Source organism: Micromonospora sp. NPDC047753 (assembly GCF_040642735.1).
Taxonomy (GTDB): Bacteria; Actinomycetota; Actinomycetes; order Mycobacteriales; family Micromonosporaceae; genus Micromonospora.
In genome coordinates this window covers 1-14,894 of sequence record NZ_JBEYSL010000123.1, presented here as the reverse complement: position 1 = coordinate 14,894, position 14,894 = coordinate 1, and the positions used below count along the sequence as shown (strand labels likewise).

At 71.5% G+C, this 14,894-nt stretch carries 14 protein-coding genes; 5 read left to right on the top strand and 9 right to left on the bottom strand.

The window, feature by feature from the left end; all coding sequences use genetic code 11:
* A partial coding sequence (locus ABZ749_RS13340; protein ID WP_357227140.1) for an ATP-dependent DNA helicase occupies window positions 1-1,604 on the bottom strand: 1,604 nt, incomplete at its 3' end.
* 104 nt (window positions 1,605-1,708) lie between these two features.
* Between ABZ749_RS13340 and ABZ749_RS13335 the strand changes: the two genes are divergently transcribed.
* Entirely contained in the window at window positions 1,709-2,215 is a 507-nt protein-coding gene (locus ABZ749_RS13335) for a DUF402 domain-containing protein (protein WP_357194051.1), read from the top strand.
* A 24-nt stretch (window positions 2,216-2,239) separates the two neighbouring features.
* On the opposite strand, the gene sigJ is transcribed toward ABZ749_RS13335, so the two are convergent.
* Window positions 2,240-3,205 (bottom strand): RNA polymerase sigma factor SigJ, encoded by a 966-nt coding sequence (gene sigJ, locus ABZ749_RS13330; RefSeq protein WP_357227137.1) that lies wholly within the window; start codon window positions 3,203-3,205, stop codon window positions 2,240-2,242.
* A 189-nt stretch (window positions 3,206-3,394) separates the two neighbouring features.
* Between sigJ and ABZ749_RS13325 the strand changes: the two genes are divergently transcribed.
* The 3 genes from ABZ749_RS13325 to ABZ749_RS13315 all read left to right on the top strand — a co-directional run bounded on the left by ABZ749_RS13325 (window position 3,395) and on the right by ABZ749_RS13315 (window position 6,102).
* Window positions 3,395-4,336, top strand: coding sequence for a PPK2 family polyphosphate kinase (locus tag ABZ749_RS13325; protein WP_355005826.1), 942 nt, complete (start codon window positions 3,395-3,397; stop codon window positions 4,334-4,336).
* Between the two features lie 127 nt (window positions 4,337-4,463).
* The gene (locus ABZ749_RS13320) at window positions 4,464-5,090 is read left to right on the top strand and encodes a DUF47 family protein (protein ID WP_053655020.1); all 627 of its coding nucleotides are present in this window, start codon (window positions 4,464-4,466) and stop codon (window positions 5,088-5,090) included.
* 4 nt (window positions 5,091-5,094) lie between these two features.
* Complete coding sequence (locus ABZ749_RS13315) at window positions 5,095-6,102, top strand: inorganic phosphate transporter (RefSeq protein ID WP_357227134.1); 1,008 nt, start codon at window positions 5,095-5,097, stop codon at window positions 6,100-6,102.
* Window positions 6,103-6,157: 55 nt separating this feature from the next.
* Here ABZ749_RS13315 and ABZ749_RS13310 read toward each other — a convergent pair whose 3' ends face one another.
* Window positions 6,158-7,126, bottom strand: a complete 969-nt coding sequence (locus ABZ749_RS13310; protein ID WP_357227131.1) for a Gfo/Idh/MocA family oxidoreductase — start codon at window positions 7,124-7,126, stop codon at window positions 6,158-6,160.
* Between the two features lie 272 nt (window positions 7,127-7,398).
* Here ABZ749_RS13310 and ABZ749_RS13305 point away from each other — a divergent pair, with 272 nt between their 5' ends.
* Window positions 7,399-8,232, top strand: a complete 834-nt coding sequence (locus ABZ749_RS13305) for an NUDIX hydrolase (RefSeq protein WP_357227146.1) — start codon at window positions 7,399-7,401, stop codon at window positions 8,230-8,232.
* Window positions 8,233-8,439: 207 nt separating this feature from the next.
* Here ABZ749_RS13305 and pstB read toward each other — a convergent pair whose 3' ends face one another.
* From pstB to ABZ749_RS13275, 6 genes are all read right to left on the bottom strand, one after another.
* A complete protein-coding gene (gene pstB, locus ABZ749_RS13300; RefSeq protein WP_112584183.1) occupies window positions 8,440-9,216 on the bottom strand; it encodes a phosphate ABC transporter ATP-binding protein PstB in 777 nt (258 codons plus the stop codon).
* 17 nt (window positions 9,217-9,233) lie between these two features.
* Window positions 9,234-10,322 carry a phosphate ABC transporter permease PstA gene (gene pstA, locus ABZ749_RS13295; RefSeq protein ID WP_357227128.1) on the bottom strand — a complete coding sequence of 363 codons (1,089 nt, stop codon included), beginning with the start codon at window positions 10,320-10,322 and terminating at the stop codon, window positions 9,234-9,236.
* Window positions 10,319-11,410: a phosphate ABC transporter permease subunit PstC gene (gene pstC / locus ABZ749_RS13290; protein WP_355005819.1), complete on the bottom strand. Its 1,092-nt coding sequence runs from the start codon at window positions 11,408-11,410 to the stop codon at window positions 10,319-10,321. Before pstC ends, pstA begins: the two co-directional genes overlap by 4 nt.
* A 38-nt stretch (window positions 11,411-11,448) precedes the next feature.
* Entirely contained in the window at window positions 11,449-12,555 is a 1,107-nt protein-coding gene (gene pstS / locus ABZ749_RS13285; RefSeq protein ID WP_355005818.1) for a phosphate ABC transporter substrate-binding protein PstS, read from the bottom strand.
* 291 nt (window positions 12,556-12,846) lie between these two features.
* Window positions 12,847-13,773, bottom strand: a complete 927-nt coding sequence (gene mshD, locus ABZ749_RS13280; RefSeq protein ID WP_357206454.1) for a mycothiol synthase — start codon at window positions 13,771-13,773, stop codon at window positions 12,847-12,849.
* Between the two features lie 58 nt (window positions 13,774-13,831).
* Window positions 13,832-14,644: a polysaccharide deacetylase family protein gene (locus ABZ749_RS13275; RefSeq protein ID WP_357227143.1), complete on the bottom strand. Its 813-nt coding sequence runs from the start codon at window positions 14,642-14,644 to the stop codon at window positions 13,832-13,834.
* Between the last annotated feature and the right edge of the window lie 250 nt (window positions 14,645-14,894).

Here is a 14,894-nt window from a genome sequence, read left to right as displayed (position 1 = left end):
GCCCGTACTCCCGCCGGCCATCGAGAGCGCGTGGGGGCTGCGGGAGCGACCACCCAAGGGCCCCCGGCCGGGAATGAGCGTGCCCACCATCGTGGGCCGGGCGCTTCGGCAGCCGGCCGGCCGGGGCCGGTGCGGGCGGCCTGTGCGGCTGCGGCGGGGGTCGGCGGGGCGGGCGGTGGCGCGTCCAGCCCGAGGGCGCGGGCGACAGTGTCGAACCGGCCGCCCAGCGCCAGGGTCGCCGAGGTGGCCACGACGGTGCGTTCGTCGTACAGGTGGGTGGCGAGGGTGCCGGCCACCGACAGCGGCGCGACCACGAGCGCCCGGCGGTTGCCGCTGTCGTTCTTCTCCACCCAGGCCACGTCGTGGTCGCCCTCCTCCAGTAGCCGCTGCGCGGTGGTGGAGAGCTCGTCCAGGGCGGCCTTGGCCTGCTGCTTACGGACCGGGTCGGGGTCGTCGGCCTTGATGTCGCCGATCGCGTCCAGGGCAGAGCGGGTCGCCGCGTCGAGCAGCGTGCACGCCTCCCGCAGTGGCGTCGGCAGCCCCGCGGTGATCCGGCCGGCCGGCGCCTCGGCCAGCCCGACCGCCAGGGCGTCCCCGGCGGCGGTGAGCGCCTCGGCGGTCTCCGGGCGCAGCAGCGTACGGGCCCGCCGGGTGGTCCGGTCGATCAGCTCGGGCACCAGCTCCGCCTGGGCGGCGGAGGAGACCCGGTCGGCCAGCTCGTGCGCCTCGTCGACGATGAGCAGCTTGTGCGGCGGCACGATGTGCCGGTCGGCGAGCATGTCGACAGCGAGCAGGCTGTGGTTGGTCACCACGATGTCGGCCTCCCGGGCGCGGGCCCGCGACGCCTCGGCGAAGCACTCCTGCCCGAACGAGCAACGGGCCGCGCCGACGCACTCGCGGGCCGGCATCGACACCAGCCGCCAGGCCTGGTCCTCAACGCCCGGGTCCAGCTCGTCCCGGTCGCCGGTGGCGGTCTTCTCGGCCCAGTCGCGTAGCCGCTCGATCTGCTTGCTTAGCCGGCCCGCCTCACCGAGCCACTTCACCGGCTGGGCCGGGCCAGGCTTGCCGAGCGTCCCGCCGCCGGGGCGCGCCGCGGGGGCGTCGAAGAGGGTGTCCTCCGGCTCCTCCTCGGTGGAGTTGTCCAGTCGGGCGAGGCAGAGGTAGTGATGGCGGCCCTTGAGCACGGCGAAGGTGGGCCGACGGCCGAGCACCGGCTCGACCGCGTCGGCGAGCCGGGGCAGGTCGTGGTCGACCAGCTGGGACTGCAACGCCAGGGTGGCAGTGGAGACCACCACCGGACCGTCCACAGTGAGCGCCGGCGCGAGGTACGCCAGTGACTTGCCGGTGCCGGTGCCCGCCTGCACGAGCAGATGCTCGCCGCCGGCCACGCACTCCTCGATCGCCGTGGTCATCTGCAGTTGGCCGGGGCGCTCCGCACCGCCGGGCACCGCGCCGACCGCCGCCGCCAGCAGTTCGGTGCCACTGGGTCGGGCACCCCGCCGCCGGCCCTTGGCACGGGCCGACGGGGTGGCGGAACCGGTGGCGGTGCGGGGCGGAGTCACCGTGCGACGGTACCCGGCGCCGCCGACACCGACCGCGCCCATCCGCCGCGTGGCGCGATGCCGACCGGGGCGGGGTGTCTCGGCCGACCCCGTCCGGTTACGGCCACGCTACGACGTGTTGGGCTGTATCGGTTAGGGTGCGAATCATGCCGAGCGACATGGTCCGAGTGATCTACCGCAAGTACGACGGCAGCGCCCATCGCGACTACCCGGCCCGTCGGCTCACCGAGGACGATCTCGGCGTCTGGCTCGGCGTGCCGGAGGGCACCGAGTCGGTCTACCACGGCCGGCCCTCGGTGGAGAAGATCCCGTTCGTGCTGTTGGTGCCACACCGCGCCTGGTGGACGGGCATGTTCAACCCCCCACCCCGCACCAGCGAGGTCTACTGCGACATCACCACCCCGGCCCGCTGGGAGTCCGACGACACGGTCCACCTGATCGACCTGGACCTGGACGTCGTCAGGCGTCGGGCCACCGGCCTGGTGGAGCTGCTCGACGAGGACGAGTTCGCCGAGCACCGGGCCCGGTTCGGCTACCCGGAGGACGTCGTGGCCGAGGCCGAGGCCGCGGCACAGCGGCTGCTGAGGGCGCTCGGCGACGGCACCGAGCCGTTCGCCACCGCGTACCGCAAGTGGTTGGCCCTGGTGGTCTGAGGCCGCACGGCCGGTCTGGCCGGCTCACCAGCGTGGCGGCCAGCCGTCGTCGGCGCCCAGTGGCGGCAGGTCGGTCAGTTTCTCCGGGTTGAGCTGGTTGTAGATGGCGGTGATCCGGCCCTGGTCGACAGCGAACGCGGTGACCAGGCGGATCGGTCGACCATCGCTGTGCGTGGTCTCCAACTGGAGGCCGAGAATGCCGTCGACGAGCACGGGCCGAGCCAGCACCCGGCCGGTGTACCGGCCGGTCCGGCCGAACAGGCCGAGCGTGAGGCGAGCCACCGGGTCCGCGCCGAACACCGGCCACCGGGCGGCCGGGAAGTGCCCGCCCGAGTCGCCGATAAAGACCACGTCCGGCGCGAGCACCTCAAGCAGTTGATCCAACTCGCCGGACTCGGTGGCGGCGACGAACGCCTCGAGCACCCGACGCTGCTCAGCCGGGTCGGCGGTGTGCCGGGGTACGTCCGGCGAGGTGACCGCCCGCCGGGCCCGGGAGGCGAGCTGCCGGGCCGCCACCTCAGTGGTGCCGAGCACCCCCGCGACCCGGGCGAACGGCAGCGCGAACACGTCGTGCAGGACGAGGGCGACCCGTTGCTCCGGCGCGAGCCGCTCCAGCACCACCAGCAGCGCCGTGCCGACCTCGTCGGTGCGCACCGCCCGCTCCGCCGGGTCGGGTGCGTAGCCGTCGGCTGGCGGCCGGCCGCCCAATGGGCTCACCACCGGCTCCGGCAGCCACTGCCCCGGGTACGCCTCCCGGCGGACCCGGGCCGAGCGGAGCACGTCCAGACAGATCCGAGCGCAGGTGGTGGTCAGCCACGCGGACAGGTCCCTGATCTCGGCGCGGGCCGCCGGGTCGGCCAGCGCCCCGGCGTAGCGCAGCCAGGTCTCCTGTACGGCGTCCTCCGCCTCGCTGCGGCTGCCCAGCATCCGGTGGGCCACCGCGAGCAACCGGCTCCGCTCGGCCTCGAACTCCGTCGCCAGCTCCCGCACGACCCACCACCCCTTCCGGTCGGCGTCCCGGGCTACATCCTCCCGCCGAGTGGGCTCGCCGGCTGCCCCGAGGCGGCCCGGCGAACCTGTGCTCGCCGTGGGCGCAGGTCGGTCGGTGTCGATCGGTGGGCCAGGTTCGGAGGTGGGCCTCGGCGGGCGGAACGGCGGTGGGTGGGCGATGATCCGTGCATGAGCGCACCCCAGCAAGGGCAGGTCGTGGCACCCGAGGGCGGTTCCGTGCGGGACCTGCTGCGGGTCACCGCGCCGGTGGATCTCGGCGCGATCGACCCGCGGTCCATGCCCGGCCTACCGGAGCCCGCGGGCCGCGGCGAGCACCGTAAGACCTGGGCGCGGGAGCAGGTGGAACTGGTCGGCGAGGAGCTGGGCCGGCAGCAGGAGATGCTTTTCGCGATGGCCAAGACCGGGTCGGAACGGCCGGCGCAGCGGGTGCTGCTGGTGCTCCAGGCCATGGACTGCGGCGGCAAGGACGGCACGATCAAGCGGGTGGCCGGCGCGATGAACCCGCTGGGCCTGCACATCCGCTCGTTCGGGCCGCCGACCCGCCAGGAGTTGCGGCACGACTTCCTCTGGCGGATCCGTCGGGAGCTGCCACCGCAGGGCTACGTGGGGATGTTCAACCGTTCGCACTACGAGGACGTGTTGATCGCCCGGGTCGGCTCGCTGGTGCCGGAGACGACCTGGCGAGCCCGCTATGACGAGATCAACTCGTTCGAGCAGGAGCTGACCGAGGGCGGCGTCACCCTGATCAAGGTGATGCTGCACATCTCGTACGCCGAGCAGGGCAAGCGCCTGATGGATCGGCTCACCGACCCGCGTAAGCACTGGAAGTACAACCCCTCCGACATCGACTCGCGAGGGCACTGGGACGACTATCAGGCTGCGTACGCCGAGGCCCTGAGCCGGTGCGGCACGGACGCCGCACCCTGGTTCGTGGTGCCGGCGGACCGCAAGTGGTACCGGGACTGGGCGGTGGCCCACCTGCTGCGTGAGACGTTCGACACGCTTGAACTGGGGTATCCGGCTGCCGATTTCGACGTGGCGCGGGAGCGGAAGCGCCTACTGGCTGGGGGAGCGGGTGCTGGTGGGGCGGCCGAGATGAACGGCAGGTGAACGAGCGGTGAATGACGCCTGGCCAGGGGTGGGCCGGCGAATTCCCGGTTCCGCCGTTTCCTAGCATTCACCGAGCGGGCGCTCTCGGGCACCGCCACCCTTCCACCGACGCGACGAGGTCTGTGCTGTGAAGTTTTCCTTCCGCCCCACCGAGGGCGCCTTCTACGAGCTCTTCACCAGGGCCGCGCAGAACCTGGTCCGGGGCACCGCGCTGCTCAACGAACTGGCCCTGCCCGGCGTGGACGTGCAGTCCGTCAGCGAGCGGCTGACCGAGGTCGAGCACGACAGCGACCAGATCACCCACGACCTCTACAAGAAGATCAACTCGACGTTCATCACCCCGTTCGACCGGGAGGACATCTACCGGCTCGGCTCATTGCTGGACGACGTGATGGACCACCTGGAAGCGGTGGGCGACCTGCTCTACCTGTACGGGTTGACCGAGCTTCCGGCGCTGCCCCGCGAGCTGCACGAGATGGTCAACGTGCTCGACCAGCAGGCCAAGCTGACCGCCGACGCGATGCCCCGGCTGAAGTCGATGAAGGACCTCGAGGACTACTGGATCGAGTGCAACCGGCTGGAGAACGAGGGCGACCGGATCAACCGGCAGCTGCTCGTCCGCCTCTTCTCGGGTGAGTACGACGCGTTGACGGTGCTGAAGATGAAGGAGGTCGCCGACGAGCTGGAGGCTGCCTGCGACGCCTTCGAGCACGTGGCCAACACCGTCGAGACCATCGCCGTCAAGGAGTCCTGAGCCGGTGTCCCCTGAACTCATCGCCGTGCTGGCGGTGATCGCGGTGGCCCTGGCGTTCGACTACACCAACGGCTTCCACGACGCCGCCAACGCGATCGCCACAAGCGTCTCCACCCGGGCGCTGACACCCCGGATCGCCCTGGCGCTCGCCGCGGTCGGCAACTTCATCGGCGCCCACTTCGGCGCCGGCGTCGCCAAGACCGTCGGCGACGGTCTGGTCACCCTCCCCACCGGGGTGAGCAGCCTCGGTGTGGTCTTCGCCGGGGTGCTCGGAGCGATCGCCTGGAACCTGATCACCTGGTACTTCGGTCTGCCCTCGTCGTCCTCGCACGCGCTCTTCGGCGGCCTGGTCGGCGCCACCCTGCTCTCCACCGGCGGCATCGTGCAGTGGGGCAACATCGGCGTGAAGGTGCTGCTGCCGATGGTGCTGTCGCCGATCGTCGGCCTCACCCTCGGTTACCTGCTGATGCTGGCCATCCTGTGGCTGTTCCGAAAGGGACAGCCGGGCAAGCTCAACCGGGGCTTCCGTTGGGCGCAGACCGCCTCGGCGGCCGCCATGTCGGTCGGCCACGGCATGCAGGACGCCGCCAAGACCATGGGCATCGTGGTGCTGGCGCTCTACACCGGCGGTTTCCAGGAGAGCAAGACGCACATCCCGGGTTGGGTGTTCTGGACCTCGGCGACGATGCTCGCTCTCGGCACCTACGCGGGCGGTTGGCGGATCATCCGTACCCTCGGTCGCAAGATCATCGACCTGGGTCCGCCGGAGGGCTTCGCCGCCGAGACCGTCGCCAGCGCTGTGCTCTACTTCAACGCCCTGGTCCTGAAGGCCCCGATCTCCACCACCCACACCATCACCTCGGCGATCATGGGTGTGGGCGCGACCAAGCGACTCTCCGCGGTTCGCTGGAACGTGGCCGGCAACATCGTGCTCGCCTGGATCATCACGTTCCCGGCCGCCGCGCTGATCGCGTGCGTCACGTACCTGCTGGTCCGGCCGCTCTTCGGCTGAGTCTCCGGAAAGGCCCCCGGTCACGGTTCAGCCGTGGCCGGGGGCCTTCCGCCGTTCAGACGTAGCGCACGCCGATCTGCTCGCGGACCGTGTCCAGCAGGGTCATCACCTCGAGGGTCGTGGCGTGCGGCACCGCCGGGCTCTCGGTCAGGCCGGCGGCCAGGCAGCGCTGCACCTCGATCGCCTCGTACTGGTAGCCGTTGCCGGCTCCGTCGGAGACGATCGTCTCCGGCTCCGCGCCGGCCCGGTGCAGGGTCACCGAACCTGGCCGGAAGAACGGCTCGGGCAGGTCGATCCGCCCCGTGGTGCCGGTGATCGAGGCGGTCTGTCCGCTCAATCCGACCATGCCGCAGCTCAGGGTCGCCAGGGCTCCGGTGTCGTAGCCGAACAGCATGCCGGTGTTCTCGTCCGTCCCCTCCGGGCCGAGCTGCGCCCAGGACCTGATGTGCTGCGGCACCCCGAGCAGCAGGTGGGCCAGGCTGATCGGGTAGATCCCCAGGTCGAGGAGGGCGCCCCCGCCCAGCGCCGCGTTGCGCATCCGGTGCTCCGGCGGGAACGGCCCGGCCACCCCGAAGTCGGCCCGGACGCCGGTCACCGTGCCGATCGCCCCGTCCGCGATCAGCTCGACGACCCGCAGGATCATCGGATTCAGCCGCATCCACATGGCCTCCATCAGGAAGACACCGGCGGCCCGGGCGGTCTCCACCAACTCGGTGCTGGTGGCCAGGTCGAGGGTGAACGGCTTCTCCAACAGCACAGCCCGACCGGCGGTGAGGCAGGTCATCGCCGCCTCGTAGTGCGCGGAGTGCGGGGTCGCCACGTAGATCGCGTCCACCTCCGGGTCGGCGGCCAGCTCCACCCAGGAGCCGTAGGCGCGCTTCGCGCCGTACGTGTCGGCGAAGCGCTGTGCGCTCTCCGCGGCGCGGGAACCGACCGCGACCAACTCGGCGTCCGGCACCAGCCGGAGGTCTTCGGCGAAACGGCTGGCGATGTGGCCGGTGGCCAGGATGCCCCAACGAGTCATGCCGGAACGCTAGCCCAGCCAGGTGAACCGCCCGCCGCCCGGCCTGCGACGCAACCACATCCCGGCCCGGCGCTTTGGGCATGACGCCCTGATGAGCCTGATGACTCTGAGACATATTGATGTCTCAGGGTCATCACGCTCGAATCGCCGACCTCGCCGACCTCGCCGACCGCGCCGACCGCGCCGACCGCGCCGACCGCGCCGACCGCGCCGACCGCGCCATGGCCCAGCGCGCGGCCGGCGTTCCCGAGGCGGGAACTAGGCTCGCGGGCATGACGATCGACAGTGACGGCTTCCCCGCCCCGGCCGCCCTGGTCGAGCACGCCCGCCGGTTCCAGGCCGAGGGCGGCACCCCGGCGACGCCGCGGGTCGCGGCCACCGTGTTGCTGCTGCGTCCGACCGACGCCGATTTCGAGGTGTACGTCATCCGCCGGGTCGCGGCGATGACCTTCGGCGGGATGTACGCCTTCCCCGGAGGCGGGGTGGACCGCTCCGACTCGGAGGCGCACCTGGACTGGGCCGGCCCGACGCCGGGCGAGTGGGCGGACCGTCTCGGAGTGGCCCCGCAGGCCGCGCAGGCGGTGGTCTGCGCGGCAGCGCGGGAGGTCTTCGAGGAGGCCGGTGTGCTGCTCGCGGGCCCGGACCGGGAGACCGTGGTGGGCGACGTCAGCGGCGACGACTGGGAGGCGGCCCGACAGGACCTGGAGGGACGCCGGCTGGGCTTCGCGGCACTGCTCGCCGACCGTCAGCTCACGCTTCGGTCGGACCTGCTGCTGCCCTGGAGTCGGTGGATCACTCCCGAGTTCGAGCCGCGCCGCTTCGACACGTACTTCTTCGTCGCCCTGTTGCCGGCGGGCCAGCGGACCCGCGACGTCTCCGGCGAGGCCGACCACACCCTGTGGATCCGCCCGGCGGACGCGCTGGCCCGCGCGCAGGCCGGCGAGCTGACCATGCTGCCACCGACCCTGGTCACACTGGCCCAGGTGGCGGCTGCCGGTGACCTGGCCGGGGTGGCGCGGGCGGCGGCCGATCGGGACGCCGTCACTCCGGTCATCCCGCGCCTGGACCTGCCCCCGGACGGCGAACCCCGCTTCGTCCTGGGCTGAGCCCAGACACCGTGCCGCAGTCTCGGTCGCCCACGTTCGTTGTCTGCGCGCCCTCGATGCCCGCCACCGCGACCCTGGGACGGGGCCGGCGGCGTGATGGCCCGGCCGCACCACGCGGCCGGCCGGCCGGCGGGGCGGTGTTGGCGGCGGACATGGCACCGGCGCCCACGCCGGGAGGCGGGGCGCCGGTGACCGGACGAGGTCGGCTCAGCCGAAGCGGCCGGTGATGTAGTCCTCGGTCTTCTTCACGCTCGGGTTGCTGAAGATCTTCTGGGTGTTGTCGTACTCGATCAGCCGGCCCGGGTCGCCGGTCTTCTCGATCGAGAAGAAGGCGGTCCGGTCCGAGACACGCGCTGCCTGCTGCATGTTGTGCGTCACGATGATGATCGTGAACTTGTCCTTGAGCTGGAACATCAGGTCCTCGATCGCCAGCGTGGAGATCGGGTCCAGGGCGGAGCACGGCTCGTCCATCAGGACGACCTGCGGCTCGACCGCGATGGTCCGGGCGATGCAGAGCCGCTGCTGCTGACCGCCGGAGAGGCCCGCGCCGGGCTTGCCCAGCCGGTCCTTGACCTCGCCCCACAGGTTCGCGGCGCGCAGGGCCTTCTCGGCCGCGTCCTCCAGGATCGACTTCTTGCGGACCCCGTTGAGCTTCAGCCCGGCCACCACGTTCTCGAAGATGCTCATGGTGGGGAACGGGTTCGGCCGCTGGAAGACCATGCCGATGGTGCGCCGGACCGCTGTGACGTCCACGTCCCGGTCGTAGATGTCCTGGTCGTCGATGGTCAGGCTGCCCTCGACCCGGGCCCCCGGCAGCACCTCGTGCATCCGGTTGATCGACCGCAGGAACGTCGACTTGCCGCAACCGGACGGCCCGATGAGAGCGGTGACCGTCTTCGGCTCGACCGTCAGGTTGATGTTCTCGATCGCCTTGAAGCCGCCGTAGTACGCGGTGACGTTCGAGGCGGAGACGCGCTTGGCCATGGTGGTACCTCCGGGGTTCATCGGCTGAGCCTGTTGCGACGGGCCAGCAGCTTCGCCGCGATCGTCAGGATGAGCACGAGGGCGACCAGGGTGAGTGCCGCGGTCCACGCCCGTGCCGGGGCGTACTTCGACGCGTCGCCGGCCTGCTGGTAGACGAAGAGGGACAGCGACGACTGGTTGTTCTCGAAGGGGTTGGTGTTGATCGCGGCCCCACCGCCGGCGACCAGCAGCACCGGGGCCGTCTCGCCGGCCGCGCGGGCGATGGCGAGCATGACGCCGGTGACGATGCCGGGCAGCGCCGTCGGCAGGACCACCCGCAGGATGGTCTTCCACTTGGGTACGCCGAGCGCGTACGCGCCCTCGCGCAGTGGCGCCGGTACGAGGCGGAGCATCTCCTCGGTGGACCGGACGATGGTGGGCAGCATGAGCACGCTCAGCGCGAGCGCGGCGGCGAAGCCGGAGAAGCTGGGCCGACCGTCGTTGAACCACGGCGACACGATGAGCACCCAGAACGCCAGCACGAAGAGGCCGGAGACGATCGACGGGATGCCGGTCATCACGTCCACGAAGAACCGGATCGCGAAGGCGAACTTGCCCCGCCCGTACTCGACGATGTAGATCGCGCAGAGAACGCCGAGCGGGACGGTGATCAGGGTGGCGATGCCGACCTGCTCCAGCGTGCCGACGATCGCGTGGTACGCGCCGCCGTTGGCGTCCCGGGCCCCGATGTTGTTCATCGAGGTCTGGAAGAAGTTGACGTCGAGTCGGTCGGCACCCTTGCTGACCAGCGTCCAGACCACCGACACGAGCGGCAGCACCGCCAGCACGAAGGCGGAGTGGATCAGTGCGCTCCAGGTGCGGTTGCGGGCCGATCGGCGTCCTTCGACCGCGTTGGCGGCGGCGAAGAGCCCGACCAGGTAGAGGATCGCGCCAAGGACGACCACGAGGACCGGGCCGCCGATGCCGGTGCCGTAGACGACCACGGCGGAGAGCGCCAGGGCTGCCACGGCGACGGCCGGGGCGGCGTACCAGGGAAGTCGCTTTGCCCGCAGCGAGTCGGGCTGGGCCGGCGGCCGGGTGCGGTGGGAGGTGGCGGTTGTGGTCATGCGGCCGACTCCGTGAACTCCCGGCGGCGGTAGATGATCGCCCGCGCCGTGATGTTGACGATCAGCGTGATGGTGAACAGCACCAGACCGGAGGCGATGAGCGCGCCCCGGCCGGTCTCGTTCGCCTCGCCGAACGCGTTGGCGATGTTGGCGGCGATGGTGTTGCCGCCGTTCTGGATCAGGTTGAACGAGATGCCGAAGGTGATGCCGAGGGTCAGCGCCAGGGCGATGGTCTCGCCGAGCGCACGACCGAGGCCGAGCATCATCGCGGCGATGATGCCGGGACGGCCGTAGGGGAGCACCGCGGTGCGGAGCATCTCCCAGCGGGTGGCGCCCAGGGCGAGGGCGGCCTCCTCGTTCGCCGTCGGCGTCTGGAGGAACACCTCGCGGGAGAGCGAGGTGATGATCGGCAGCACCATGATCGCGAGCACCAGGGCGCCGAGCATGACGGACGCCCCGAAGGGGCCGTCGCCACCGAAGAGCGGGATCCAGCCGAAGTGCTGGTTCAGCCAGACCGAGAAGTCCCGGACGGGGCTGCTGAACACGTCCCGCCCCCAGAGGCCGAAGACCACGCTCGGTACGGCGGCCAGCAGGTCGACCAGGAAGCCGAGCGCGGTGCCCAACCGGCGCGGCGCGTAGTGCGAGAGGTAGAGCGCGATGCCGAGCGCCACCGGCACCGCGATGAGCAGGGCGAGCGCCGAGCTGAGCACGGTGCCGAAGGCCAGCGCACCGATGCCGAACTTCGGCTCGGTGTCGTTGGGGGACCAGCCCTCGTAGGACCAGAAGTTCTCGGTGTTGGCGCGTAGGGCCGGCACCGCCTTGGCGACCAGGAAGATCGCGATGGCGGCGATGATGACCAGAACGGCGGTGCCGGCGGCCAGAGTGAGGCCGCGGAAGGCCCGCTCGGCGCCGAACTTACGGCTGCGCGGCAGCGCGCCGCCGCCGCCCAGCCCGGTGCCGCCCGGGGAACGGGTGCTGACTGGTGCCTCGGCCACACGCGCCGAGGCACCGGCGGGCCACTCGTGACTCTGGGTCACGCGCGTCCCGCCGGTGCCGGCGTCGGCCGAGCGGTGAGGGGTTTCACCCATCTGCTCGCTCGATTCGGTTGCGGAGGTGTGGAATCGGGTCAGGAGAGGTTCTTGACCGCGGTCTCGACCTTGGTGCGGACCGTCTCCGGCAGCGGGGCGTAGCCCAGCTCGGTGAGAGAGGCCTGGCCCTCGGCGCTGGCGGCGTGGCCCAGCAGGCCCTTGACCAGCTTCAGCTTGTCGGCCGCGAGGCCCTTGCTGCAGACGATCTCGTACGTGGCCAGGACGATCGGGTACGCCCCGGCCTCCTTGGTGTTGTAGTCGATCTTCAGCTTGAGGTCGTCGCCCTGACCCTCGATGGCAGCGCCCGCGATGGTCTTGCCGGCCGCCTCGGCGGTCAGCGCGGCGAACTCGCCGTTGCCGTTGCCGATCTTCGACATCTTCAGACCGGCGTTCTCGGCGAACGACCACTCCATGTAGCCGATGGAGCCGTCGGCGCCCTTGACCCGGCTGGCGACGCCGTCCGAGCCCTTGGCGCCGGTGCCGCCCGGGGCCTTCCACGCCTTGGCGTTGCCCAGGGTCCAGTCGCTCTCAGCGGTCTTCGAGAGGTACTTGGTGAAGTTGTCGGTGGTGCCCGACTCGTCCGAACGGTGGACGGTCTGGATCGTGGTCGCCGGGAGCTTGGCTTCCGGGTTGTCGGCCTTGATCGTGGCGTCGTCCCACTTGGTGACCTTGCCAGCGAAGATCTTCGCCAGGGTGGCCGGCTTGAGCTGGAGGTTGTCCACGCCGCTGACGTTGTAGGCGACGGCCACCGGGCCGATCACCATCGGCAGGTGGATGGCCTTGCCACCGACGCACTTGGCGTCCGCCTGCGGCTGCTCCTCCGGCTTGAGCGCGGAGTCGGAGCCGGCGAAGTCGGCGGTCCCGGCGATGAACGCCTGGATGCCGGCGCCCGAGCCGGAAGCCTCGTAGTTGATCGTGGTGCCCTGGCACTTCTGCTGGTACGCCTTGATCCACTCGGCCATGGCGTTCTTCTGCGCCGACGAGCCCTGGGCGTTCAGCGTGCCGGTAGCGCAGTCGACCGCGGCGGCCGAGCCCGAGGCGCTCGCGCCGGAGGCGGGCTCGTTGTTGTCCGAGCCGCATGCACTGAGGCCGAGCGTCGCGGCAAGAGCGAGGCAGGCAATAGTGCCGTACCGCTGGAGCTTCACCTGAGGGGTTTCCCTTCGCGTCTGACTTGGCGCCCCGATCCCGGGGCCCGAGGACCGGCACTGACCGGCTGACACGAAAGTTAGAAGTGCCAGGTAGCCGGTTCGCCGGTCGCAAGTGAACGCAAGGTGAACACGTACGGCCCCTGAGGTGACCGCTTGCTGAGGGTGAGTTGTCCGTTAAGTGAACCCGGATACACCTGTCGGAAGTATGGCTATATTTCCGGTTCAGCGTTATCCCGCCGACGCTCGCCCGTTACCCATCGGTGACGCGTTCGGAGCGACGGCCGACGGTCAGCCCAGGTGGTAGTTGATGTGCGCGGACCAGCGGGCGAAGCCCAGCCGCTCGTAGAGCGCGACGGCCCCGGTGTTCGAGTCGTCCACGAAGAGCATCACCCGGTCGAGGCCACGCTTGTCCCGCAGGTGTGCCAACCCGGCGGTGGTCAGGGCCCGGCCCAGCCCGCCACCGTGCGCGGTCGGCTCCACCCCCAGGACGTACACCTCGCCGATCCGGGCCGACCCCGGCCGCTCGTGCACCTTGGTCCAGTGGAAACCGAGCAGTCGGCCGGTCGCGGTCTCTTCGGCGAGCAGGAAGCCTGCCGGATCGAACCACGGCTCGGCGAGGCGGACCCGCAGGTCGTCCGACGTCCACCGGCCCTGTTCGGGGTGTTCGGCGAAGGCCCGTGCGTTGAGGGCCAACCAGGCCGCGTCGTCCGCCCCGGGCCGGAACGCGCGTAGTGCCACCCCGTCGGGCAGGCGCGGCTCACCCAGCGGGGCGGCCAGGGGCCGGCGCAGCTGCCAGAGCACCCGGGCGCGGGCGAAGCCGAGGTCGACGGCGAGCGCGGCGGCCGAGGGGTGGTCGCCGTGCGCCCACGCCCGCAGCGGCCCGGTGGCCGAGGCGAGTACGCCCCTGGCGAGCGCCCGCCCGGTGCCCCGCCGCCGGTACGCGGGGTGCACGACCAGCTCCACCCCGATTCCACCGACCGGGTCGGTGGTGTCCAGGTGCGCGTACCCGGTGAGGGTGCCGTCGTCGGCGCGGGCGATCAGATGCACGGCGGGGGCGTCGGGGTCGCGCAGCCGCAGCAGGACGTGTTCGTCGAGCGGGTCGGCTCCGTCCGTGTCACCTGCGGCGCCGGCGAGGGCGAGTACGTCGGCGATCTCCGCCGGCGCCAGCTGGTCGCTCCGGGTCACCTGGTCGCTGGTCGGCTCCGCGCTGCTCATCCCGCCACCGTATCCGTTGCGTGTCGTGACGCCCGGAGCGTCGCCGTAAAGCCCCGGCTCACGTCGGGTCGGTGGGGAGTGCCTCCAGCTCGAACCGGGCGGTCAGGTCGGGCAGGATGCGGCGCAGCGCGTCCATCGTGCCCTGCCGGTCCCCACCGGCGTCGTGCAGCAGCACCACCGAGCCCGGCGCGGCCTGGCTCAGCACCGTCGCGGTGATCTTGGTGGCGCCGGGTAGCTCCCAGTCCGACGGGTCCACCGACCAGTGAAGCGGGGTCATGCCGAGCTGCCGCGCCACCGACACCACCGGGTACGTCCACGCTCCGCCCGGCTGGCGGTACCAGACGATCGGCGCGTTCGGCACCGCCGCCCGGATCGCCGCGTTGGTGCGCAGAAGGTCGGAGCGGATCGCGTCGGCCGACCGGGTGCCCAGGCCGACGTCGTGGTGCCAGGAGTGGTTGCACAGGGTGTGCCCGTCGTCCACGATCGACTGGATCAGGTCGGGGTGGTCCTGCGCGTTCTCGCCGACGACGCAGAACGTGGCGCGCACGTCGTATTCGCGCAGGAGGGCGAGGACCTGCGGCGTGTAGCGCGGGTCCGGCCCGTCGTCGAAGGTCAGCGCGAGCCGCGGGGTGCCGGTGGTGGCGTGCGCGCCGAACAGGTTGTCGCCTCCGGCCACCCGTCCGGACCCGTCCTGGCCGGTCTCGGCCGGGCCGGTCTCGGCCGCGCTCGCGCTCGCGCTGGCGCTGGCGCTCGGGGCTCCGCCCGGCTCGCCGACGCTGGGTTGGTCGGCGTAGTGCGGTCCGTCGGCGCTCGTGGTGACACCGGTGGAATGCCGAGGCGTCTGGTCGGGGACGAGGCTGCGGCCCAGCATGTACGCGGAGCCGAGCAGCCCCGCCACCACCAGCGTCACGATCCCCGCGGCCCGGGCGGTGGTGCTGCCCCGCGTCACGACTTCCGCCTGGCTTGCCGGTCACGCCGGCCCGTCGCCCCCGTGGTCAGTGCGCGCACCGTCGCCCCTTTCTCCGACAAACCCGGCAGTCAGAATAGAGCTGCCGAGCTGCGCAAAAAGGGCATATGGGAAATCGCCCGGAGTGGCGGACCGCCGACCACGCGGGTCTGGT